Origin of the sequence: Enterococcus sp. DIV1420a (genome assembly GCF_051712165.1) — a bacterium.
Lineage (GTDB): Bacteria > Bacillota > Bacilli > Lactobacillales > Enterococcaceae > Enterococcus > Enterococcus faecalis.
This window is the reverse complement of the sequence record NZ_JBIOOI010000002.1, coordinates 245,743-268,929: the sequence shown is the minus strand read 5'-3', so window position 1 is coordinate 268,929 and position 23,187 is coordinate 245,743. Positions and strand designations below refer to the sequence as shown.

Sequence of the window (23,187 nt, the reverse complement as noted above, 5' to 3'; positions counted from 1 at the left end):
TGCTTACCTCCTAAACTTCCCATATTTTAACTAAAACATATTTTTTAATTCCAACACCTGTCGCAACTGTAGCCGGCGCATTTACATCATTACCAGTAATGGTAGTGTCATTAATATAAAGATATTTTCCATAAATTTCTTTACTTCCGTATCCTCCAACGTAACAGTTGGTTCCCCGTGCACCACCATTAGTAAGGTGTTGCTTAGGAATGTACGTAAAACTATATTGTGTATTTTGTACTGTGCTTGTTGTGCTATATTCTTGCCACTGTAAAATAATCCCGTTGCGGCATTTTGATAACGCCTTAGATAAAGTGATGATTATCGGACCGCCGCCATACCAGCCACCCATCCATAATGGCTTTTGTTGCGGCTCAAGCGCGACTGTTTGCCAAGCTAGCCAGTTTACACCATCAAATCGTCGGGTATTTAACTGTTCATTGCCTATGAAGAACTGGGTCAACGAGTTCATGTTTCCTGCTTGTTGTACCAGTAAATTGCCAGCAACAGCTCCCGCTGGTCGATTAAGCCCTGTTGCGGCGTTAACGGCATACATTCCTGGCGCTTTAATTGTGTTCCAATCTTGAGCGACAATTAGCTCTTTTTTCGCCACTAATGCATCAGCAAACAAACTATCTGTTTCTGTCTTAGAATAAACGTTCTCTAATTTAGCCTTATCCGTTGAAGACATTAAGCCACTAGTAACTGCTGTAGCATTCCCTGGATTCTTTTGAGCGCCAGCCTGAATACCGTTTAATTTTAATTTATCAAAAGCATTCATTAAACCATTCGATACCGTGCTAGCTAAACCCGGATTTTTCTGGGCGCCAGCTTCTATACCATCTAATTTTGCTTTATCATTACTACTCATAAGGCCATTTAATAACGTTGTTGCTAAATCCTTAGATGCTTTTTCGTTCCAACCTATTTTTTCTGCATCTGTCACAAACCGATGTGTAGCATCTTGTGTAATTATTGTGGCTGGATGACTAATTGGGTGAACATACTTATTAGCTCCCGTTTCTACTGTATCCAATTTTGCTTTATCTGAATGAGAGAGCAAGCCTTTCTTCGTTGGTGTTGCTAATGCATCTATTCCTTCTTCCCAGCGTTGCGCATCAGCTGGTGTAATGATATCCTCATTTTTCCACTCTTTCACCAAATGCACTCACCTCCACTTTGTATTTAAAAACTGTGTCCGTCACAATAGGTACGTACAATTGGTGCTCAGCTAATAAGTCAGTTGCTTCATAAAAACTGATCGTAGTAATTTCAGTGATTTCAGCTGGCACCTTAAATTGTATTACTAACTGTGTTTGCTCGATCACTTTAGTGAAATCAATAACCGTTATGTTGCCATTCAACACAATTTTATTTAATTTAACTTGGTACGCTTCAACTAAGCGTTGTTTCAAATTAGTCGTAATCATGACAAAGCAACCTCCTTATCTGAAGAACGATACACCAAAGGATCCCGTCCGACACGACTTTCTCCCAATCTGAAAAAAGTTAAAGTGGAAACTGAAGCCGTTCCTTTCATTTGAATAGTTTCCGTCAATACTGGTAAATGGGTATAAACTAGATTGGCAGGTTTTATTTTTTGGATCAGCGCTTGAACTTCATAAAACCAATTGGCATTTTTAATCGCTGTTTCTAAAATTAACTGATAGTGTTGCTCATCTATGTCTAATGTATAACGCTCATCACCAAAAATTTGATTTAACTGTTCTTTTAAATAGCCTAACGTAAAAGGCGGTCTTGTCTGCATACGGATTAATAATCGCTCTCTTCTAAATGCTAATGATTCAATAGCTGGATTAGGCAAAATATTTAATAATGCTTCTTGATAACAAATCGTCTGTTCATCAGCCGTTTGAATCCATTGATTCATTTTAACCTGTGTTAGTTTTTTGGCTACTGTAACCATCAGTTTATCTTCTACCTGCATCAAGCAATCAAATTCTCGTACCCCTTCGTAATAATCCGGTAAATATTTACTTAAAGTCATAGGATTTTCACCTCACCTAATACTGGCAATTCTTGTTGCTCATTCGTTAAAACCATTGCAATATCAGCCGATTGTCTATTTAGGGTTAAATTCTGAACATTTGCTACCCCTATTACCGATAAAATTGATGCTATCAACTGTGAACGATAAATCCAACAACTATAGCTATTATCTATGCGTTCATCCCATTTTTTACGAACACTATCAAAATAATGCTCAATTGCTGTCTGAACATTTGCTTCTACCTGCCCTAAAGTAACACCCGTATTTAAAGTTATTTGAAAAACGATGTTTACTATCTTTTCTGTTGGCGCCGCTACGGTAACCCTGTGACCAATTGGCGCATAGCCCAGACCTTGTCCGGTAGTTTCTGGGTCAATGATTTCTTGAACACGTTTTAACAGATTAGCCGACGCTATGTGAAACAAATGATTCAAGATTACCAATCGAACTGTTCCTCCACCTTGCCAAGTAGGATAAATTTGTACAGCCCCTACACCTTCAATTCGCGTCGTTAGCTGATAATAGTCAGTTATATTTCCGCCAAAAGCGACTACTTCTTTTGCCTCCAACACTCTAGTTCTTAGTTCTTCATCCGACTCAGTATCTCTTGCTGGTATAATAACTTCTAATATTTTTGCACTTCCTAAGCCATTAAAATGATCTAATGGCAATAATGAACCTATATAACCGTTACCCGATTCTCCAGCTATTTCAGCTTGTAACTGATACATACCAGGCTCAATGTCCCTTTGTATAACTGTATAATAAATCGGCTTTTCACCAATACTAGAAAAACGGCTACCAAGTGCTACTGTATAAGGTTGATCTTCTTCATTAGCAAGAAAAGCTTTAACTATAGCTTTAGTGGCTTGTCGCCGATTTAACCCTGCTTCTTCGGCACGATAATCTAAATATTGTCCAGTAGCGGTAACAACAAATGTTTCTAATAAGATATTTTTAAGCTGCATCATAAAATCCGCCATTTGATAACATGCTGGCGCTAACGCATCATAAATAATTGACCCTTCTCGAGTATCTATATCCTCGGGTACTTTTTCTAATGCTGCATTCAAAAAGTACGTATAATCATATTGCTCTAAATAACGCCCGATTTCTTCTGCTTTCATAACATCACCTCATTTTGCAAGGGAATTTTTCCGAAAATTGTATTCACTGTAAATTGAACCGTTACACACTCTTTTTTTACATCAGAAATAATAAAATCAGTGACATCTAATACCCGATCGTCTGTGATTACAGCTTCAGTAATTAAGCGGCTTAGTTCCAATTCAACTAAATCTAATGGTTCACCAACAAGACTTGTCAACTCACTACCGTAGCTATCGCTATAAATCGGCCAAGAAAACCGTTCTGTTTGTATTATTTTTTCAATCGCTTGTTGCGTAGCCGTTAAATGGTCCACCATGCCAACCACTCTATGATTGACCATTCGATACGTTTTAGAGGGTAGTGGCATTTCTTCTATACTCATTTCTTCCTTCATCCGCTACACCCTTTCTATAACATAATATTTCTGTGATTTTTGTGCACGTAACATCCGGACTTTATCCCCCACTTCTAAATCACGAAATACTGTGGCATAACCAATTTTCCCTTCTACATTCACAGCAATCGTTAAGTTTTTCACCATTTGGGATAACTCGATAAAAGGCGCACTTATTTCAAATCGATTCTCTAATCGAATATTTAAAGGATCTGTACTAATGACTTGACCATAAATTAAATCCGAAAACTCGCTCTCTTTAGGGCGTGATTGTTTAATTGCTCGTGCTAGTCGTTCCCCTGCCATTAACGAATCACCTCTACTTGTAAACTCATTGTATGACCATTCGCAAAATTATGCTTACAGTTCTTCACTAAAGCTAAATTATCATTTCCGATACTGTCACCGCCTAAATCCTTCATTCGTAAAATAAAGCTGTTCCCTGCACGAATCCCTAAATGACCAATCGCTTCTATTCGAAGTGTTTTGACTTCTTTATTTTTTTCACCTAATAAAATTTGTGCTTGTTGCTGTAATTGGGCGCTATTTAATTCAGCGTCATTGACGGTTTCTACAATTTGCAATTTCCCCCACTTATCAATCATTTCATTGTGTTGCGCAGTGAAAATTTCTCTTTTTCCTTGCTCTTTATCTTCTCTCATCACTTTGACAGAATTAGCCGCGTCATCAATTGACGCTTCATAATCATAATCAGTCATTAGAGAATTGTCCCCGATAACTAATTTTGTAATCATACGATTAAAATCGAAGAATTCTAATGTCCCCGCTCGATCCCAAAACCCATAGCGAATTTGGTGGTTTTTTCGGGTTTCTTCTAAGGCTTCTTCTAACATCGAATAATACGTATGCTTATCTTCAACTACTGGTGCGCAATTATAGGTCGCATGATCCAAAACTTTATGGGGGATTCCTTGCGTTTGGCAGATCGTTGTAAACCGATTAGAAGCAGTTGATGCTGGAAAAATTAGCGTATCTTCATTTTTTAAGTACCTAGTGGCATCGTACGCAATGATTCGCCAGGATTTTTCTTTTCCTTTGCTTCGATTAAACACTTTCCCTTTAAAAAAGACTTTCCCATCAATCCGTAATTCGATGATATCCCCGGCAAGTAGAAAAACTTTTGGATCCGCCAGCATCTCAAATTCTAGTGTCCCAGGTTGTGATTCGATCGACGTTGTCCAAGTTGGAAAGGAAACAATTTCCGAAAGGTCATACTGTTCACCGTTATTGATAGAGGTTTCTAATAATTGTAATTTCATAGCCGGCGAACACTCCCAGCTGTTACCCAACCACGCCAGCCGCCATCGAGCATCGTCACGTGATACGGACAAGGTTTGCCAGGGGCCATAAAATTCACCAAGCGATGGGCGTTAACTTCTGTTACTCCCGGGCCTGTGCCGTAACTATCCCGGTGTAATTGCCCATTGCAAATCACTTCACAACCAATGGTTATTGGTTTATTAATTGGTGGATTTGGACGAGGGCGGGGTGAAACTCTTTTTTTAACAGTCTTAACATATTTCGCCTGATAATTACGGTATTCTTTCAAGGTTAACGTATATTCTATATCTCCCGTTGCATCAACATAGCCCCATTCAAAAGATTCAATTACCATTAATGTATTAATGCCATAACCTGTTACAATCAATCGTACTCTTTGAGTATTATTTTTAGCCTTCTCTACTAGCTTTACCCATTGTATAGGAGGCTGTTTCTTTGCTTTGGGATTGACATAGTCGGCTTTTGTATTTTGTGGAAAAAAAGAAGAGAAGGACGTTTCAACTAGTGAACGTCCTCCTAAAACATTTACATCTCCTAATTTGATCACTTCTACAACAGTATTCTTCGAACCTGTCGTTAATTTTATTTCACCAGGATTTACCGGAAGAACTTGGCGTTTCCCCTCGATATCTAAATAAAACTGAACAGACATAGCACACCTCCTAATTCATATCTGATTCGAACATTTCCATCACTTTATCTTCAAATGTTTCAAGTAATGCATTCTCATCGATTGGCTCACTATTTTTATTTTCTACATAAATAGAAACTTGTGGCACCACTTGCTTATGATTCACAATAATTTTTTGATTCGCTGAAGCCTGTAGTTTAGAAATTTCTGTATCATCTAAATGAACACTACTTGATACACTTCCAGCAGTAGAAACGGTCATTAGTTGATTAGAAATAGTGGCTTGCGCCAATGAATCACTGGCTTTTGTCACTAGGTTTTGTGCTTGTAACATTCCGTTAGCTAAGCCACTAGTTATAAAATGACCTATTTTCATAAAGACTCGTGATGGGCTATGAATATCTAAGGCACTTCTAACCGTAGTTGCTACCCGATGAGCAACCGATTCAGCTGCAGCAATCGCTGATCCAGCTCCAGCTTGAATCCCGCTAGTTAAACCAGACATCGCCATCAATCCTGCTGAAAATAATTGTCCTCTCAAACCAGTAAATGTCGACATAATTTGTTGGTTACCATTTTGAACCGTCACTGCAGCTTGGCTCATCCCCATTGCTAAAGTTTGATTAAAAGTCAGCATACCAGCCATAGTATCGGCTTTGATTGCCGTCATAGTACTTATTACACTTTGTTTTATACGATCCATGTTGCTGGTAAAACCTTGCGAGATTTCCCCTAATTTACCAATATTTACTTCTGCCGCTTGCTGGAAGCCGTTTAATTCCTTCGTTAAATTAACAAATGTGGCACTCATTCCTTCCATGCCGGCAATTCCGGTCACTTCAGGTAAATCATTCATTTTCTGAATAACTTCTTTAACTTTTGCAATCTTCGTGTTAATCGATTCATCAATTGTTTCTTTGGCAAATCTATTAATAGGCTCAATTAAATCATAAAGTGCATCAATCGAATGTCCAACTTCACCTAATTCGTTGGCTTTCATCATTTGACCAACCCATTTACCTAAGTTAGCCGTACCTATTTCTTCAATTAATGCATTAATCGCCTTTATATTAGTCGTTGAGTTGATTGCTTTTACGTTTACTCCAGCCAATTTATTAATTGGTTCCACCAGGTTATACATCGCTTCAACAGCCGCTTTAACTTGCATTAATTCTGATTGCTTCAGCATTGTACCAATAATTTGATTTAAGCCTGCCGTCCCCATTTCATGAATGATAGTATTAATAGAATTAATTTTCTTAACAATGCTACCTTCATCAAAACTAATTTCTTTTAGCCGTTCGATGTTACGCCCTACTTGAATCAATGCTTCAAAAGCCTCATTCGCTGTATAGAAGACACCAATATCAAAGGAATTACCAAAAAATTGTTTGATTTTATCAAAAATCCCACCGCTACCAGTACTTAAATAATCAACGACTTCCTTAATTTTATCAATACTGGTTTTAATCGCTGCTGGATTAAATTTAATTTCTGCTAATGAGTCAAACTTTTTGCCAATATTGATTAATGCTTCAATAGATTTTGTTACTACTGCTAAATCCGCGGCTTGAATCATATCGGTAATTAACTTACTCAACCTTGTTCCACTAAAAGCTTGTAATACCGTTTCAAATTCTTTAATTTTCGCTTTAGTACCGGTTGGAACATTAACGTTTTGAAACTGTTCCAAGGTATCAGCTAATGCAATAAACTTTTGTATTCCTACGATTACAACTGCCGTATCAATTACACCAATAATGTTTTTAAAGGTATCTGCAATATTTCCTAAGTTCGATTCAGTGAAAGCTTGAATTACCAATGCAATATTTTTAATTTTTGTCCGAACAGCGGTTAGATCATCAGGAACTTTGTCATTAACCTGTTGTATTGCTTCAGCTACTAGTATTAATTCACCACAAATAGCAGCTATCGCCAATAAGCCAGCCCCAGCAATTAACGCCCCAATACCAGTAGTCATTAAAGCTCCCACTATGCCTACTAAGACGGACATACCGCCAATCGCTATCCCCATATTGGCCATCTTGCTAGCAAAATCACCAATATTACTTGGTACTTTATCATTAATTTGTTTCATGGCTTCCGCGGCTAACAACAATTCACCACTGATTAACGCAACAAATAAGAGGCCTGCAATGGCCGCCATTGGATTCTTTTCAGCCATCTTACCAGCAATAGCTACAAAGGTACTCATTCCTGTTAATGCGATTCCCATATTTAACAATTTAAGGCCTAACGTTGCTAAATTATCAGGAATTTTGTCATTGACTTGTTTCATGGCTTCGGCTGCTTCTTCGATTAATTTAATTACACCAAATATTAAGGCTAATTTAGCGGCCCCTTTAGTAAAACCATCAAATGTCTTCATAAGTGAGCCAAAAGGACTAATTGATTGCTCTTTTCCAGATCCTCCCTTATCACCTAACGGATTTTTCGGCATTTTAGGTATCTTCTTAAACAAACCAAAAAAGGCTTTTCCGAGTCCCCCACCTAATTTACCGGTTGCTTTGACAATTCCAAATAACCCAGCACTAAAATTAAATAACGGGCCTAATAATCCCTTACCAATTTTAAAGCCTATAAAAGCACCGGCTAATTTTAGTAATAAAGGAATGAATTTAACAATCGTATCTGAGTGTTTTTCAATAAATCCGGCAATTTTCTTCACACCGGCAACCATACTATCTAAAAAACTGGTAAAACTTTTTACGCTTTTTTGACCACCAAGGCCTCCCGTTAACTTGCTTAAGCTATCTTTAACTGCATTAAAAGCATCTGCAATTGGTTGTTTCATGTCTACAAAAGCTTTCTTTAATGCTTCAATATAAGGCTGAGCTTTTTGAATTAATCCTGGCAGCTTGTCTAATAAACCAGCTTTATCATTGGATCCATTAATGACTGCAAAAACATTTTTAATTTTTTGTTTTATACCATCTAAGCTTTTTGCAATAGATTTACCGCCCATTTTTTCAAATAAACTATCTAACTTTCTAATTGAGCCTTCTACGCCGTTAGTAACGGCTGTACGGATATTTTTGAAACTGGTTTTAATCCCTTCGGATCCGATTAAAGCTTTTTCTGCACCGGCTGTACCTGTATTATACAATTCAATTAATTTATCGTTAAATTGGTCAAATGTGAGTGTTCCTGCTTTTAAAGCATTGTATAAATCGTTTTGAGCTGATTTACCAGCAAATCCAAAGGATTCAGCTAATTCAGATAAAGCCGGTCCCATTGTGGCTTGAACAGATTGCCAACTTTGCATATCAACTTTTCCACGACTTAACATCTTACTATATTGGTAAAAACCATCAGCAGCACGTGCTGAGTCTGTTCCAGATGCCAAAAAGGCATTGTTCAAAGAAAGCGTTGTCTTTGTGGCACCATCGAGATCATGAGTGATTGTTGCTAGTTGTTGCGTGTTACTAACTACATCTCCTAAGGTCGTTGGTAACCCATCAATTCCTTTTACTAAAGCATCTTTAGCGCGTGCTGCATCATCTGTAGAAAAGCCGATTGCTTGCATCATTTTCGGGAACTGATTTAATGTATCAAAACGCTCAATAGCGCCTCCAACAGAGCTCTTCACCATATTGAAACTAGCACCTATAGCTTTAGTTACACCAATAGCTCCCACCATTGATTTAAAACCACCTGATGCAGAATAAGCAGATTTTTTCATTCGTTCAAAAGAGTTTTTTATATCGTTACCATATTGCTTAAAAGCATTCCCCGATTGTTTAAGAAAGCGGCCAATACGAGACACACCTTTTTTTACTGCATTTACTCCTGCTGAAAATCCTGACGATATTTTGGATTTCATAACATTTAACCCGTCGCCAACTTTCAACATTGCAGAATTGATTTTAGAAATACCTGTTGAAAAAGCACTAGTATTAAGTTCTATTCTTTTTTGGCTGAGGTTTTCAATTGATTTTTGCAAATCAGCTAAATGAGCTTTCGCTTTATCCAACTTACCAGCTTCAACCTCAAGAATAGCCTTCTTTGAGTTCAACCGTTGCATATGCTTATCCAATGCCGAGAGTCTCTTTTTTGCTACATCTGCATTCGTAACGTTTGCTTTAATATTCGCTTTTGCATTGGATAAACGTTTCAATCGTTGGTCTACATTTGCAATCTGTTTTTGCACTTGCGGCAGTTTTTCTACATTAATTTGTATTTTTGATGATTTGTTTTTAAAGCTGCTGATTTGTTTATCTATCTCAGCTAAGGCCGCAATTTTTTTGCCTCTGCCAGTAACAGTGTTGAATACTTTCCCAACGTCTGACTTTAAAGACGAAAACTTACTAGTTACTCCGCTAAAAGCTGATGACAATGTCCCCGAAATTCGATTCCCAAAACTCCCAAAAATTGATAGGATGCGTTCGACAGAAGATTTAACAACTGTTGTCGCCTGAGTCAATCCCGTACGTAAACTACTATTTAATTTACTAACACCTGTTTGCGCAGCAGTTCCTAACCGGCGTAATGCCTGTGCTGGACCAGTGGCCTTTTTCTTAAAATCGGCCATACTTTTCGTTGCTTGTTGCATACCGCTATCAATCTTTTTTAGCGTAGCAGTGAACTGATCACGCAATTTTAAACTAGCTGATAAGGACGACATTCATTTCACCTACTTCATCTTTTTACTTGCTTTCTCTTCCGCCTCAATTTTTAAATCAATAAAAGCCATAATCACGCCTTTTTCTCTTCGCGATAATAAGCTCCATTCTGATGGCCGCATACCGTTAGCATGATACGCATGATTCGCATACCACCAATCGCCATTTTGGCCATCCCGCATTATTTTTTTACTTCTTCTTTAATTACTTCTTCATCTTCATTAAAGCCGTTTAGTTCTAATACTTGGTTAGTTAATTTAGCGTATTCACCTGCTAATAACATAGCTTTTAATGTACCTGATGCGTCTCCTTCCGTTTTGTAAAAGGTTTGTAATTCTGTATTATGCAAATCGGGTGCTTTAACACAGCGTACTAATAATGCGTCACCATATTTATCTACATCCAAATCTTTTACACGATTTCCTGATTTGCTAATACGGGTCACAGTCGCGCTTTTCTTTAAACGATCATTCTCAGTTTCTGAAATTGTTTCAATTAAAAATGGTGATTTAAACCGTTCCATTTTTATTTCTTTTTCTTCTCCAACTACTTCTTGCATAAAATCTTTCATATTAACAATGTTACTCATGGGGAATTCCTCCTAATTTTTATTAAATAAAATAGGGATAACTTCCGTTTAAGAAATTACCCCTTATTTTCCTTTTTAGTCGATTGATGGAGCTGTCATCTTTTCTAGTAAATCCGCATCATTAAAAGTAAAATCAACATCTTCATCTAAAGTTTCTGTTTCAATATCCAATTTAGCAATCACTACTGCATCTAATGTAACTCCTTTAATTAAGGTAGACTGACGCCCCACAGATGAAGCTGGATCATCATTTGTCACCTTAATAGTAATCGCTGGCATTTTACCTGTTTTCAGAAAATCAATACCCATTTGCGCGAATTCACTCGTTACTTTATGGATTTTCATTGAACCTTTTCCGTTTACACCCGTTACTTTTTGTTGATTCATTCGACTGCCTAACACAGGAACTTCTTTTTTTACTAATTCTAGTTTAGCCTCAATGTTCTTCAAGAAAAACATTGGGACATTACGACCATTAATCGTCATAAAGGCTGTCCCTTCACGACCAGAAATGACATCATCAGCTTTTAAAAATGACATTTTTTATTCCTCCTCTTAGACGACTTGTACCGTCACATATAATTTTTCCATTGCATCTACCGGTTGCACCGCTACGTTTAATACAATCGCGTCACGTATTTCTCCAGGCGCTACTGTAATGTCTTCTGCCTTGAAATTAGTAATCGCACCTGCTGCTTGTAAAGCGTCAAAATATGCAATGCGATTAGCTTTAAATAACTCTAAGCCATCTTGATCAGTTGTTGTTTTTCCAAGAAAAATATCTTCGAAAGTTTGTTTTGTATTATTAGCGATATCATCTAAAATTCTTAAGACACGATTTTTTGCAAAAAGAGCCTCTTTTTCTGGTGTAAAACTATGCAAAGAATTGATATCTTGCTCCACAACCACTTCTCCACGTTTTTCGGTGAAAATAAATTCACCATTTTGTAAAGCGGCAATAATTTCTGAATTTAAAAAGCGCTGTGTCACAGTTACTGCCTCTTCATATTTCGTATAAGTTAAAGACTGCGCTACTCCTGCACCTGCAGTAGCACCCGCGACCCAAGCCGTGGCTTGTTCTGCACTAAGAGTTGTACCATTAGCTAAAATGACCCCGTTCTTCACATTGATTACCGATTCATGATCAGCACTATAACCTGCTACCACTATTTGACTTTTTTTGCCTTCTTCTTCTCGTAATCTTTTCATAAACGCAACCCCGGTAGCTTTGATTGTTTCATCTTTTACCGGTAATGCCAGCGTATTAAAATCGAATAGTTGGATCTCTTTGAAAAAATCAGCATAGTCTTGTCCAGTTGCAACACTAGTTGTACCTCCTGCTAATTCAACCGAGAAAGTAGTAACAGCTCCTTCTCCGGTAAAACTAACCAACTGATTTGCTTTTAAATCAGTCACTGCTTTAACTGTCTGTTGATCAATTTTACGACCAGCTAAAAAAGTAGTCACTTCATAAAAACCGGATTGATCCACACTTGCTTTAGCGGTTATTTGAATATCATTTCCACGAATCCCACTTGAATTAGCAGTGATAGCTATGGAGGTTCCCGCTGTAATAGTAGCTTTCCCACCACTATTTACTCGATACGCTAAAACAAGTTGTGCTCGTTTCAAAGCTTCTTTTATTAACAATAATTGTGGATTGGTTAAGTCATATCCCCATGCAGTTAAATCATCTTCAGATTGGATTTTAACAACTTTTTTTTCTGGTCCAAAGTCTAATTCTAATGGTAATGCTACGATACCTTTAACTGGTCCTACCGGACTAATAGTGCCATTAGTCGCGATGTTTATATAAGCTCCTGGTCTTACTTTATCTTGCTTTTCCCATGTTCCACCTGCCATTATTTAACAGCTCCTTTTAATGTTTTATCTAGTATTTTTTTAGCATCAGAAAGAGTATATTGTTCTCCTTCTTTTAATATAGCCATCAAGAAATCTTGTTCAACGTTTGAAAACGCCGATGAATTAATTAAATCTGCTTTGGTAAAACAAATTACTTCTTCAACTTCTTTAAGTTGTTCGTTTTTCCTAACCATATTTCAAACCTCCTTGTTGTTCTAATTGCGTTAATTTGCTATTTTCATTCACTTGTCGCATTCGATACCGAACTTTAAATGTTAGTTGCAGTGTACCGTCTACAATCCTAGCTTCTTTGTCCATTACTTTGAGTGATAAGTTCTCAATAAAGTTAAATTCATTAAAGAGCAAACTACGCATGTTTTCACATTGCTCTTTTATGCCGAATTCATCATTTTGGGAATCGGGAAACCACATTACGCAATACAGATGTTTCCGCATCTGTTGCTGCATTAATTCATCCTTTGAATCTGCCATAATTTCGTAAATATAAAAAGAAGATTCACTAAAACCTTGTTCTTGGTTTTCACGATAGATTATGGCTTCCGGAATAATCTTAGCGATCTGATTAGCTATTTCTACTGTCACATCTATCACGATAAGCCGAACCTCCTTAAATATTCTTCAAAAGCTGGTCCAACAATAGCTGGTAACTGTCCTATTATTTCTTCCATGGTAATTTTAAGAAAGAATTGACCTTCTACCCAGCCATTGTGGTCAGCTTTACGGTGTCCATTTTCTACATAAGACGCATACTCCGTATTATTAGAAATAGTGACTACATAAGCATCGCCGACTTTTTCAACACCATCAAGCACCCAATTACGCCGTAGTTCACCACCAGTACGTGCGGTTTTTCCACCTTCAAATACTAGTAACTTTCCACCCCTTACAAAAAAGACGGAATTATCGTATTGTCCGACTGGTGTTTTCATTTTGACTTCACGAATCATGAGATTACCTAAGCGATTCAGGACATCGATAACAAAATTTTCTTCTTGTAGTGTCTTATGAAAATTTTGGGCGAATTGGAGGAACTCATCAAAATAAAATCCCTCACTCATGCCTTAACCTCCCGTGATAAGAACACTTCTTGATGGGTTTTATAGCTAGAGAAGCCCTCTGATGCTCGCTTGTAGTGACGACTGACTCCGTGACTATCTATAACGGTAATCCGAGCGCCTGCCCTTATGTTTAAGCTTGGGTTACAATATAAACTGGTTGTATAACTTGCTTGCGCAAATTCTCCCTCACCAGCTGGGCTAATTGTGTTTTTTTGGGCAATCCGACAAGGTACATCTTGTAGGCCCTTAACTATCACCCAATGCGACTTAGTGACTGCTCCAACTTTGATAGGTTGATTCTCAGAAACAGTCATTATGCTGTCATACTGTTTTTCAAACTCTTTCCTAGCATATTCGTAGATGTCCACTTAATCACCCCAATTTTCTAAAGTTATTTAAATTACGGCAATAATTACGACTAAAGCTAGGGACGCTCATCATCTTTTGAAAGGCTTCTGCTTTCGTCTCCTTCGTGATTGAAAAATCTCCCTCACTAAGAGACTTAACTTCATTTTCGGCTTCTGCGGCGCTTAATGAGTAGCTTGTCTCATTGATTAGGTCAACAGTCATCAAAATCGTTGTGCTATCTAATGCTTCCGGCCAGTCATCAACCTTAAAATGACAGTAGTTGAGAACATCATAAACAGCTGTTTCTATAGCAAACAAAAAGACATCATCTGAGTTAGTGTCATCGATGCCTTTTAACTTTTTAATTTTTTCAAGCAGTCTTTGTTTTAGTTCATCCATATGAATCACCTAGCTAGCAGCTGGTGGAGTGATTTCAGTTAAATCAGCACTAATTTTATGGCGTAAACAAATTAACCCGATTTTCTTATCTTCATGAACTTTTTCCCAGTTTTTAGCAAGCGCTAAATCAGCGTTAGTTGGCGTAACTTTTGATACTTGAGTAGAATTGAATTTAAGACCAAATGGGTGAATAACACGAGAGCGACGTACATAAAGCATATTGTTACCTTTTGCTTTGTCACGGTCTGGCTCATAAGTCACCATATCGGCTGGTGTTGCCGTATTTCTACCAAATGCTCCGGTAGCATACAAGTAGGTTTCATACACTCCGTTAGCATCTGGTAATAAGGAATCATCTTCTACAACTCTCATACCCAAATAAGTATCGAATCCTGACTTAGAGTCACTTGCTGGGATATAGTGCTTAGTCTGTACGTTTTGTTTTTCCAACTCTGCTTTTACTTTTGAATGTAAAGCAATGACTGCTAGTTTACTACGAGACGTTCCTAAAATGGAGCGTGCATCAATAACCATTTCCGGACAAATAACAGGATTTTTTGCTCCCGATTGGTCTGAAACATGAGAATCTAACAATGCCCCCTTGTTTTGTCCGGTTCCCTTAGCAAACAAAGCTTTAATGATCTGTTGCATAATTTCTTGATCAGAGCGTAACGTATAGTCTGCAAAATCATTTAGGATTTGAGTTACTGGATTACTCCCTGCAATAATTGCTACCAAGTCCGTGTAAGCCGCACCTGTTCCACGATAAAGCACTGGAGCAATCTGTGCAGCACTTCCGTTTTTACCAGTTTCTAGGTCCGTGTCTTCTTCCAAAACTTGGTCAGTTAATCCGGTTTGTGTCCACTCTGGCATGGTTACATATTTACCACCTGCTATAATCATTTGATCTAATGCCGGTGTTGGTACCATAATTCCAGACTGAATGAAAGCTGAGTGCGCTTCTGCTTTTGTATTTGTATATTTTGTGTACTGCTCTGGTGTAATAGCATCTAATAATTTTGTCATTTCATTTGCCATTGTTAAATTTCCTCACTTTCTAATTGTTGACGTAAGAAGCCGTCTACATCATTTTTTTCCATCGCTTCTTCAAATGAAGCATAATTTATGACAGCTTGACCTGCAGACGGGTTGTATCCACCTGGTTTAGTTCCTAAATCAAATAAGTAACCATCTGATTTTTGCAGTGCTTCTAGCTGTTCTTTAGCCCCTGACAATTCACCGTCTTTGAAAACAATTTTATCATTGTCTAAAAGAGCTGCGACTGCTTTAGGGTTTTTAGCTTTGGTTTCAGTTAACAAGCTACTTAAAGCAGAGTCACGCTGAATTGCTACTAAAGACTCTTGATACTTCGTTTCTTGATTAGCGTTTTCTCTCTGCAAATCTTTAATTTGAGCCTTTAACTCCTCATTATCTGAGTTATCCTTCTGAATCTTTTTAAGGTCTGCATCACGTTTAGATACTTGGCTCTGTAATTCTTTTTCTGACTGTTGCAACGTAGCTACTTGAGTATTTAGTGATTGTACACTTTGGCCATGAGCGGTCATCACTGACTCAATCTGTTCATCTGTTAGACCTAAAGCTTTTAAATCTTCTCTTTTCATTTTTACTACATCCTTTCGAGTTTTAACGTGGCTACGACCACGATTGGATTAAACAGTTTAACGACTTGTTTAGGTCGATTTATTGCAAAATAAAAAGCCTAGAGAGCTAGACTTCGATAATTATCTAATTGGAGTGTCTTTTGATATGCTCTTTTTTCCACTCATTAAACGTCTGATACTCCTCAACACTACCTTTACCAGTGATTGGATCTCTATGCCATCTTGAATTAGATACCCAACCTTCAATGGCTGGTACACGAGTACAACGGCAATTCGGATGGTCCGGGCAATTGGGAGCTGAATCATCATCTGTCGCAAATTCTTTCCCGTCTAAGTCAGCACATCTAGCACACGTATGTGTTTCTAAGGTAGCTAGCCATTCCCAACGAGTGATTCCAGTCTCAGCCATCGACTTGTCACTAGCAACCTCAGCTATATGAGCTGACTCAGTTTGTACTAGCGTAGTCATACGATTACGCAAGCTCTTATCTATTCCTTCCATCATTGAGCTTACAGTTTTATCAACGCCCCAACCTTTGACGATAGCTTCTGAAAGCGACTTAGACAATTTATTGGGGATGGTTTTTAAATGATTTTTCCAAATCCTCCTAGAAAAGTTGCTGCCCATCCACGGTTTAGAGATAGCTAGTTGCAATGCGGTTGAATTAAACTTATCAAACGGCAAAGAAAAAGAGCCTCTATCTGTCAGCTCATAGATTGAGCGTAGATAAGTCTCGTTAAGTGTTTCTGTTAAATATTCAGCCAGCCTATTTTCTTCGGCATTAGCCATATCAGCCATTTCAAAATATATTTGCCGTTCAAGTTGTTCAAGTCGGCTAATACGTGAACGATAGTACTCACTGTTTAATTCTTGATCATAGCCGCCTTTGATAGCTTTCGCTCGGAACTGTTTAAGTGTCATTTTCCAACTCTTTTGTTCGTCCTTGCTGAGTAGCTTTCTAGTCTCTTCTGCGTTAATTCCCTCATTAGTGGCATATTTACTCAGCCACTCGTTTATACCCTTACGAATGGACCTAGATAGCTCTCTGTAACGTGATTGCATGCTAGAAATATATTTTAAGTCTTGTTTATCTCTATCAATCGCTATTTGTAGATAACGACGTTTCCAGTATGGCAGTTTATTCTTCGACATCCTCAGTCACATCCTCGAAGATATAATTATCTCTAATAGCTTCACTTGCGGAAATATGAGTTTCCAAAGCTTTTATTTGCAGCTCATGTTCTCGTATTTCTCTTGCGTCTCTTTTGTAGTTTAAGTAAAGCTGGTTAACTACTAATACAATTAACAACGCCAGAATAATAATATTAACCATATTCTATATCCTCCTTCTTTTCTTCGAGCTGTTTAGGTTTTCTAAAATCCTCCTCGCTCCGTGAATCATCTTCGCCCTCTTTTTTTAGAGCGGCTAATTCTTTGTCTGCATCCTCAACTAGTGGATTATTACGAGCAATGGCTTCTTGTGATGTACTAGAGGCTAATTTAGCGATAATATCTGCCATTGTGCCATCGTCTTTGATGGATGTACGTGTCCATTTCTGCTCAATGCTGCCATCGGCATCTTTACCAGAATATTTAAGAATGAAACGTACTAATTCAGCGAACCCCTGCCGAAACTCTGTTTCAAGCATAGATGCTTTGAGCTCTAATAGCGAGTACATATATTCAAGTGCTGCACCAGAATTATTTTGACCGATATTTTTTTGAGGATCTACTCCTTGTCCTTGAAGAAAGATTGCGTCATGCGTTACCTCAAGAATCTTGATTCGTGCCTCAATAGGAATCTCAACGGCTAACGTCTCCACGCCGCCTTTAGCACCTTGGCCGTCATCTTCAACTTTGACCATTTTATATTTTCGTAAATCATCAAGAAATTCTTTTTTGTCTGCTCCTCCATAATTAGTAAGAACGAAAATGATTTCTTGAATATCATCCAAATCATTAACACATCCCGAATACACCTTGTCATAAACATCTATAAGCTTCTTATATTTCTTAAGATCTGATAACTCAGACGGGTTATTACGAAACGGAATGAAAGGAATAGCTGCCCAGTCATGCGTATAAGTATTTGTTGAAGCAGCTTTTTCGCCGGTTCCTACATCATACATATCCACAATGGTATACTCTTCCAAATCGTCAATCGTCTTGTTTTTAGGTCTGCTAAAAGCATTGCACTCTTTATCGTTCCAATATTCATAGATGACAACAACTTCGCCGTTCTCATTGTAATCCTCGTAAATTCTAAGAATTCCCTCAAGCTTATTGTCTAATCGTTTAGAATAAACAGGAATAATCTGTTTACTGTCAATTACGGCGTACTTAAAGAAGTTTTTATGTTCCTCATCCTTCCAAATATGAAGCCAAGCGATACCAGCATTTGACGCATTAACACATAAATCTTTTGCGATTTTAGGAAAGCTATCACCTAAAAGCTTAGTAATTTCTTTGTTTAAATCGTTATTATCCACGTCGAACGCAGGCGGAACGGTCATCGTATAGGCTGCTTTTTGATCAACAAGTAGCCAGTGCCAGGGATGACTAATCCTATTATCAGCATTGCGCAACGGGTTATTTGAATCTTTCTCTTTTAACTTATCTTCTAATGGATTTTTACGTCTTAAAATGTCGTTCTCATTTTGATAATACTTTTCAGCTTTTTTTATTCGAGCTACTTTAGCTGGATAACCTCTTATATTTTCTTTAATTATTTTCTTAATCGCTGCTATTTCCAAACGCTCACACCTCCTTGTTTTGTCTTAAGTATCGTATAAATAAAATATCTATCTGCATCCATACAATGGTCATGATCTTTAACAGGTTCGTCTTTTCCACGGTCAGCCGCTTTCTCGTCCCAAATATAAGAACCAAATTCTTTAAAAGTATTCTTACATTTGCTAGACCACTTAACCTTCGCATTATCCATATGTGACATCATCGTTCTGATGCCGTCTAACACATCATTTTTAGCTGATTTAACAATAAATCCAGCTTGTTTTAACGCTGCTTTAAAAGAAGCTGCTGACGGGTCAAGAATAACCTTAACTTTCTTTTTGTTGAGGTCATGTTTAGAATAAAAATCTTCCATCTCTTGAACAAATTGAGTATCCGTCTTCTGTTTGCTACTTTCACGCCCTGAATAATAAAATTCATCCCGACAATACCAAAAGTCCATCTCATTACCGCCAGAATTGTACGGCAAACTCCACAGTTTGAAGACTGTTGCGTTTTGAGTACCATAGTCACAACTTACATAGCTTTGCTTATAAGTCGTCTCTGGTGGCAAATCAACCACCATTGTATCTTTATCAAAGTTATCAAAGATAATCCCCTCTGATAGAACCCATAACCCACGAATATATCGGTCATAGAATACTCCTGAATACATTCTTTTGTAGCGTTCAATCACTTTCTGACTCAAAGAAGGATTATCTGTCATCTCAAAGTGTATTCGTATTGCGTTTTTCTCTGTTAATTTGTCAATCCATTCAAGCTTAAACCAATGATGCGGTCCGGCTGGGTTGCAGTTGAACCACAGCTTACTATCATCTTTATCACATCGGGCGGTTGCCTGATTAACGAATGATTGCGGCATCAGTGCGACTTCATCAAAAAAGAAACCTGCTGCAGTTAACCCTTGTACTAAGTCCTGTGAACTTTCGTCACGACCACCAAATAAGAAAAAGTAATTTGTTTTTCCATTACGGCTAATCTCTAGAATATTGTCAGTCCGGTTATCTTTGACTGCGTATCCCCGACCACGTAGCATTTTCTTTAGTGGACGAATCACATTTCGCCTAAGCGATCCAATAGTTTTTCCAGCCATTCCGAACTGTTCTTCATCAAATGAGCACATAGCCCAAATAATAAACGATAGCGACATAATGACCGTCTTGCCTGCACGAACGGACCCATCGCAAATGATCGCTTCTTTGTCCTTATATTTCGGGTTCTCCCACCAAGACAAAACTTGCTTCTGCTTTTTTGAGAATGGTTTAAACTTAAAAACCACCTTCATTTTCGGCTTACGTTTCGATGTCGCCATCAGACCACACCTCCGGATCATTTGCTATTCCTTTGATCGCATCAACAAATCCGTCATCACCAATTTCATCCTGTTCAACTTCGCCATTCTGAATCTTTAGACGTCTAATTTCAGCATCTAATTTTTCAGTTTGACGACCAAATAGAACTTTTTTATCTTGATTCAGTGATAATTCATTCAGTTGCTTAATTGACTTAGTTAATTGATTACTAACACGAGTCAACGCATCTTCTATAGCTAAGATGTCATCTAACTTTCTAAAGGTCTTACGCGTTACTTGTACATCTTTTAAAACTTCTCTTTTGATAGTAACCACTTTTCCATCAATTACCGATGGCTCTTTGACTTTTCTCAACTGTTGCAAACGTTCAACTTCTTCATCATTTAAACCAGACTCGGCTTCTTTAATACGTTTAAGCATTCTATATTGACGAACTTTTAGTATTCTTATTTCTTCATCCAAAATAAAAAAAGGATCATCATTCAGAGTATAATAAATGTCCTTTTCTTCGTCTGATAGTAAGTCAGAAAATATAGTTTCGTATTCACCAGTTTTAACAGCATTCTTATTTCTTTTTGGAGGAGAGCCTCCTTTGTTCCCTTTAGCATTTTCATTGCCTGGCGGCGCTCCACCTTTATGGGTAACGTTACTATTCGATTTAGTAACGTTACCTTTTAATTCCTTCGCCCATTTATCGACAGATTTCCATTTCCTAATTTGAGAATCAGAAACATTTAGTTCACTAGCTAATTCTTTAAGAACCTTTTTCCCACCTGAATCTAGCCATATTTTTTTAGCTTCATCACGACGAGGGTCTCTTTTTCTAGCCATCCATTAACACCACCTCGCTTTTCATGTTGATAGTTGAGTTTGTTTTTGTAATTAACCCTTTACATACTTTCTCAAATACTTCTGTACATGCTTATCCTTCCAGCGCCCATGACCACAGTACACCAACTTGTAACGATCAATTTCAGCTGGCGTAGCTTCAGTGCCAAACTCGACAATCGTTGCGTTCGTTAAGCGTTGAATACTCTTAATCCGCGCACTATCAAGATGAATTTCATCTAAAGCTATGTACCAATAATTTCCCTGTTCAATGCGCTTTTCTGCTTCAAACTGTGTCGGGCTAGGATAGTGTTTTTCGTTGTAATAATCCGGCATGTTGTCCCTCCTTCTGTCCATGGCATATGTCCTTTTAAAGACAATCAATAGTTTATTTGGTATATTTTTATCGGGTAGCAATTCCTAATGCTTTATGTATCCCTACTTATGGTTCTTCCCCAGAAGTAACATGAGTTATCGCTACCCAACCACTAGCTCCCATAGTCTAGTGGTTTTTTTTGCATAAAAAGAGACCACTCAAATGAGTGACCCTTTCTAAAATATATTTTTCAAAAGTATTTCAAAAGAATAAGACCCTATAAGTCAACGTTTATCACCTTTTTCAAAAGTAAGTCAAAAGTAAAAAGACCGCCTAAGCGATCCTGATTGAATTTATTTTGTTTCATGTTATAATGAACATAGAAAAAGGACGTGCTACGAACACGCCCCATGTAGAACCGTTAAAAAGACGGTGGCAGTTTAATAGTTCTTACTTAAACCATCTTGCTGGCCAAAGCGAAAGATGGTTTATTTTTTGTTATTGTCATCTTTAATAGCTAAGACTAACATTGCAAATGCAATCATCAGACTTAACACTTCATAAGTTGACAACTCAGGCTCTCCTTTCTCTAGATTTGATACTTACATTCATAAGCACCACCTCCTAGACTTTGGATTGCCCCCATCTTTTCACTTTTCTACAAAAGCTATTATACATAATTTTTCATTCTTCTACCAGATAAAAAAGAGACACTTACAAGCTAGTGCCTCCTCGTGAAGGATAGAAACATCTATTGACGTTTCCTAATTTAGTTAAGCAGCAAGGGCTACTTATTGACGTGACAGGAGTCGAACCTGCATGTACTTGATTAAAAATCAACTGCTCTCACCAATTGAGCTACACGCCATACCAGAAGGAGCTACCTCCTAGCAATTGCTAATAAATCAAATTAACCTTTACACACTCTCGTCAGAATGTTTTCCCTTCAGGACGTAGCTTTCGCAGACTTTCACGGCTAAAATGATTATGTCACTGGCAAGGATTCGAACCTTGCACGATATAAGATAGGCGTGTGACGACGCCTCGTTTTACTTCCTGCTGAATCTGTGGGAACTCATTCCATCCACCGTATCTCCGCCATAGAGGTAACACACGTCATACGTGCCTGAATTTCAGGGAGAGTTTCTCGCTATCTCGTTCAGCCTACCCGTTACGCGGTCTCACCGAGACGGATCTCTTATATCTGATTAGCGTTACCCTTTCCGCCACAGTGACTAATCAATCAAACACCAGCAAAACAATTGATTAAGTTTATCCTAAACGTACCTAGCTGCTACTTTATGAGTTTAGGAATTGCTCTCGGTGCGTAAGCAGCTGCCGCAGAGATCTGGTTAATGTTCTTATCTTCAGATGCTGGGCTAGAATACCGCGCCTAACCTCGCTTACTATGCTTTATCCTGCATCAGGTAGTTACTGCATCTCTAGTAACTAACGGTGATTAAACGAGAAAGTGTGTAATGTGTCCATTTCTTTGACTTTCGATACTACCATAATAACATCTAAATATTGATAAAAACCGCCAACTTTCCGCCAAAAAACCGCCAAAAATTATTTATATGCAATTATTTTGCCATTTCGGTAAGCTTCCGCGAATTCAATCAAAGCTTCTGATTTCATACGTTGAATACTTCTTTCAGAATATCCAACTTCTCTAGCTATCTTGTAATTAGAATAATGGTCCTGCACACAGAAACTGTAGTGAAGAATTTGACGACTTATGATGCTTAATGACATCAAAGCCGTTAGGATTACATCACGCTCTACTTCGACATCAATCATCTGGAGCAACGCATCTTCTGCTTTGTTGCCATGCTTTGTACCTTTGGGCATGTCTGTAATGATTGGTGATCGAACATCTACTAAGGAACGACCAGCTATTCGGTCCAAACGTCTAAAATTCTTCAACACGGCTCTCGCATTGGCTCTAGTCTGATTGAAATCAACTTCTTTTAACAATTGAATCAAG

At 37.9% G+C, this 23,187-nt stretch carries 28 protein-coding genes and 1 tRNA gene; all 29 read right to left on the bottom strand.

Annotated elements, in window-relative coordinates:
* Positions 1-10: 10 nt before the first annotated feature.
* The 29 genes from IGI80_RS12615 to IGI80_RS12475 all read right to left on the bottom strand — a co-directional run bounded on the left by IGI80_RS12615 (position 11) and on the right by IGI80_RS12475 (position 23,186).
* Positions 11-1,159, bottom strand: a complete 1,149-nt coding sequence (locus IGI80_RS12615) for a pyocin knob domain-containing protein (protein WP_438723788.1) — start codon at positions 1,157-1,159, stop codon at positions 11-13.
* Entirely contained in the window at positions 1,140-1,430 is a 291-nt protein-coding gene (locus tag IGI80_RS12610) for a hypothetical protein (protein ID WP_438723787.1), read from the bottom strand. Before IGI80_RS12610 ends, IGI80_RS12615 begins: the two co-directional genes overlap by 20 nt.
* Positions 1,427-2,008 (bottom strand): putative phage tail protein, encoded by a 582-nt coding sequence (locus IGI80_RS12605; protein ID WP_438723786.1) that lies wholly within the window; start codon positions 2,006-2,008, stop codon positions 1,427-1,429. Before IGI80_RS12605 ends, IGI80_RS12610 begins: the two co-directional genes overlap by 4 nt.
* Entirely contained in the window at positions 2,005-3,138 is a 1,134-nt protein-coding gene (locus IGI80_RS12600) for a baseplate J/gp47 family protein (RefSeq protein ID WP_438723785.1), read from the bottom strand. The genes IGI80_RS12605 and IGI80_RS12600 overlap by 4 nt, the downstream gene beginning before the upstream one ends.
* Complete coding sequence (locus tag IGI80_RS12595; protein ID WP_438723784.1) at positions 3,135-3,515, bottom strand: DUF2634 domain-containing protein; 381 nt, start codon at positions 3,513-3,515, stop codon at positions 3,135-3,137. Before IGI80_RS12595 ends, IGI80_RS12600 begins: the two co-directional genes overlap by 4 nt.
* 3 nt (positions 3,516-3,518) lie before the next feature.
* Positions 3,519-3,821, bottom strand: coding sequence for a DUF2577 family protein (locus IGI80_RS12590; protein ID WP_438723783.1), 303 nt, complete (start codon positions 3,819-3,821; stop codon positions 3,519-3,521).
* The gene (locus IGI80_RS12585; RefSeq protein WP_438723781.1) at positions 3,821-4,795 is read right to left on the bottom strand and encodes an XkdQ/YqbQ family protein; all 975 of its coding nucleotides are present in this window, start codon (positions 4,793-4,795) and stop codon (positions 3,821-3,823) included. The genes IGI80_RS12590 and IGI80_RS12585 overlap by 1 nt, the downstream gene beginning before the upstream one ends.
* Positions 4,792-5,469, bottom strand: coding sequence for a phage baseplate protein (locus tag IGI80_RS12580; protein WP_438723780.1), 678 nt, complete (start codon positions 5,467-5,469; stop codon positions 4,792-4,794). The genes IGI80_RS12585 and IGI80_RS12580 overlap by 4 nt, the downstream gene beginning before the upstream one ends.
* Before the next feature lie 10 nt (positions 5,470-5,479).
* Positions 5,480-10,093, bottom strand: coding sequence for a tape measure protein (locus tag IGI80_RS12575; protein ID WP_438723779.1), 4,614 nt, complete (start codon positions 10,091-10,093; stop codon positions 5,480-5,482).
* Positions 10,094-10,102: 9 nt separating this feature from the next.
* A complete protein-coding gene (locus IGI80_RS12570) occupies positions 10,103-10,273 on the bottom strand; it encodes a hypothetical protein (RefSeq protein ID WP_438723777.1) in 171 nt (56 codons plus the stop codon).
* On the bottom strand, positions 10,273-10,680 hold the full coding sequence (locus IGI80_RS12565; protein WP_438723775.1) for a phage tail assembly chaperone: 408 nt from the start codon (positions 10,678-10,680) through the stop codon (positions 10,273-10,275). Before IGI80_RS12565 ends, IGI80_RS12570 begins: the two co-directional genes overlap by 1 nt.
* Positions 10,681-10,755: 75 nt before the next feature.
* Positions 10,756-11,220 carry a phage tail tube protein gene (locus IGI80_RS12560; protein WP_438723774.1) on the bottom strand — a complete coding sequence of 155 codons (465 nt, stop codon included), beginning with the start codon at positions 11,218-11,220 and terminating at the stop codon, positions 10,756-10,758.
* Between the two features lie 15 nt (positions 11,221-11,235).
* Positions 11,236-12,543, bottom strand: coding sequence for a phage tail sheath family protein (locus IGI80_RS12555; RefSeq protein WP_438723772.1), 1,308 nt, complete (start codon positions 12,541-12,543; stop codon positions 11,236-11,238).
* A complete protein-coding gene (locus IGI80_RS12550) occupies positions 12,543-12,737 on the bottom strand; it encodes a DUF735 family protein (RefSeq protein ID WP_438723771.1) in 195 nt (64 codons plus the stop codon). Before IGI80_RS12550 ends, IGI80_RS12555 begins: the two co-directional genes overlap by 1 nt.
* Positions 12,730-13,155, bottom strand: a complete 426-nt coding sequence (locus IGI80_RS12545; RefSeq protein WP_438723769.1) for a phage tail terminator family protein — start codon at positions 13,153-13,155, stop codon at positions 12,730-12,732. Before IGI80_RS12545 ends, IGI80_RS12550 begins: the two co-directional genes overlap by 8 nt.
* Positions 13,152-13,622: an HK97 gp10 family phage protein gene (locus tag IGI80_RS12540; RefSeq protein ID WP_438723767.1), complete on the bottom strand. Its 471-nt coding sequence runs from the start codon at positions 13,620-13,622 to the stop codon at positions 13,152-13,154. Before IGI80_RS12540 ends, IGI80_RS12545 begins: the two co-directional genes overlap by 4 nt.
* Positions 13,619-13,990 carry a hypothetical protein gene (locus IGI80_RS12535; RefSeq protein ID WP_438723766.1) on the bottom strand — a complete coding sequence of 124 codons (372 nt, stop codon included), beginning with the start codon at positions 13,988-13,990 and terminating at the stop codon, positions 13,619-13,621. The genes IGI80_RS12540 and IGI80_RS12535 overlap by 4 nt, the downstream gene beginning before the upstream one ends.
* A gap of 4 nt (positions 13,991-13,994) precedes the next feature.
* Positions 13,995-14,369, bottom strand: coding sequence for a phage head-tail connector protein (locus tag IGI80_RS12530; RefSeq protein ID WP_438723765.1), 375 nt, complete (start codon positions 14,367-14,369; stop codon positions 13,995-13,997).
* 9 nt (positions 14,370-14,378) lie between these two features.
* Positions 14,379-15,407, bottom strand: coding sequence for a head protein (locus IGI80_RS12525; protein ID WP_438723763.1), 1,029 nt, complete (start codon positions 15,405-15,407; stop codon positions 14,379-14,381).
* A 2-nt stretch (positions 15,408-15,409) separates the two neighbouring features.
* The gene (locus tag IGI80_RS12520; RefSeq protein ID WP_438723762.1) at positions 15,410-15,991 is read right to left on the bottom strand and encodes a phage scaffolding protein; all 582 of its coding nucleotides are present in this window, start codon (positions 15,989-15,991) and stop codon (positions 15,410-15,412) included.
* A gap of 124 nt (positions 15,992-16,115) precedes the next feature.
* Positions 16,116-17,144 (bottom strand): minor capsid protein, encoded by a 1,029-nt coding sequence (locus tag IGI80_RS12515; protein WP_438723760.1) that lies wholly within the window; start codon positions 17,142-17,144, stop codon positions 16,116-16,118.
* Positions 17,131-17,325: a hypothetical protein gene (locus tag IGI80_RS12510; protein ID WP_438723758.1), complete on the bottom strand. Its 195-nt coding sequence runs from the start codon at positions 17,323-17,325 to the stop codon at positions 17,131-17,133. The genes IGI80_RS12515 and IGI80_RS12510 overlap by 14 nt, the downstream gene beginning before the upstream one ends.
* Positions 17,318-18,745, bottom strand: a complete 1,428-nt coding sequence (locus tag IGI80_RS12505) for a phage portal protein (RefSeq protein WP_438723757.1) — start codon at positions 18,743-18,745, stop codon at positions 17,318-17,320. Before IGI80_RS12505 ends, IGI80_RS12510 begins: the two co-directional genes overlap by 8 nt.
* Entirely contained in the window at positions 18,736-20,055 is a 1,320-nt protein-coding gene (locus IGI80_RS12500; RefSeq protein ID WP_438723756.1) for a PBSX family phage terminase large subunit, read from the bottom strand. The genes IGI80_RS12505 and IGI80_RS12500 overlap by 10 nt, the downstream gene beginning before the upstream one ends.
* Complete coding sequence (terS, locus tag IGI80_RS12495; protein ID WP_438723755.1) at positions 20,036-20,887, bottom strand: phage terminase small subunit; 852 nt, start codon at positions 20,885-20,887, stop codon at positions 20,036-20,038. The genes IGI80_RS12500 and terS overlap by 20 nt, the downstream gene beginning before the upstream one ends.
* A 51-nt stretch (positions 20,888-20,938) precedes the next feature.
* Complete coding sequence (locus tag IGI80_RS12490) at positions 20,939-21,220, bottom strand: hypothetical protein (protein ID WP_438723754.1); 282 nt, start codon at positions 21,218-21,220, stop codon at positions 20,939-20,941.
* 468 nt (positions 21,221-21,688) lie between these two features.
* On the bottom strand, positions 21,689-21,772 hold the full coding sequence (locus IGI80_RS12485; protein WP_438724252.1) for a putative holin-like toxin: 84 nt from the start codon (positions 21,770-21,772) through the stop codon (positions 21,689-21,691).
* Between the two features lie 222 nt (positions 21,773-21,994).
* A tRNA-Lys gene (locus IGI80_RS12480) sits at positions 21,995-22,068 on the bottom strand.
* Positions 22,069-22,769: 701 nt separating this feature from the next.
* Entirely contained in the window at positions 22,770-23,186 is a 417-nt protein-coding gene (locus tag IGI80_RS12475) for an ArpU family phage packaging/lysis transcriptional regulator (protein WP_438723753.1), read from the bottom strand.
* Between the last annotated feature and the right edge of the window lies 1 nt (position 23,187).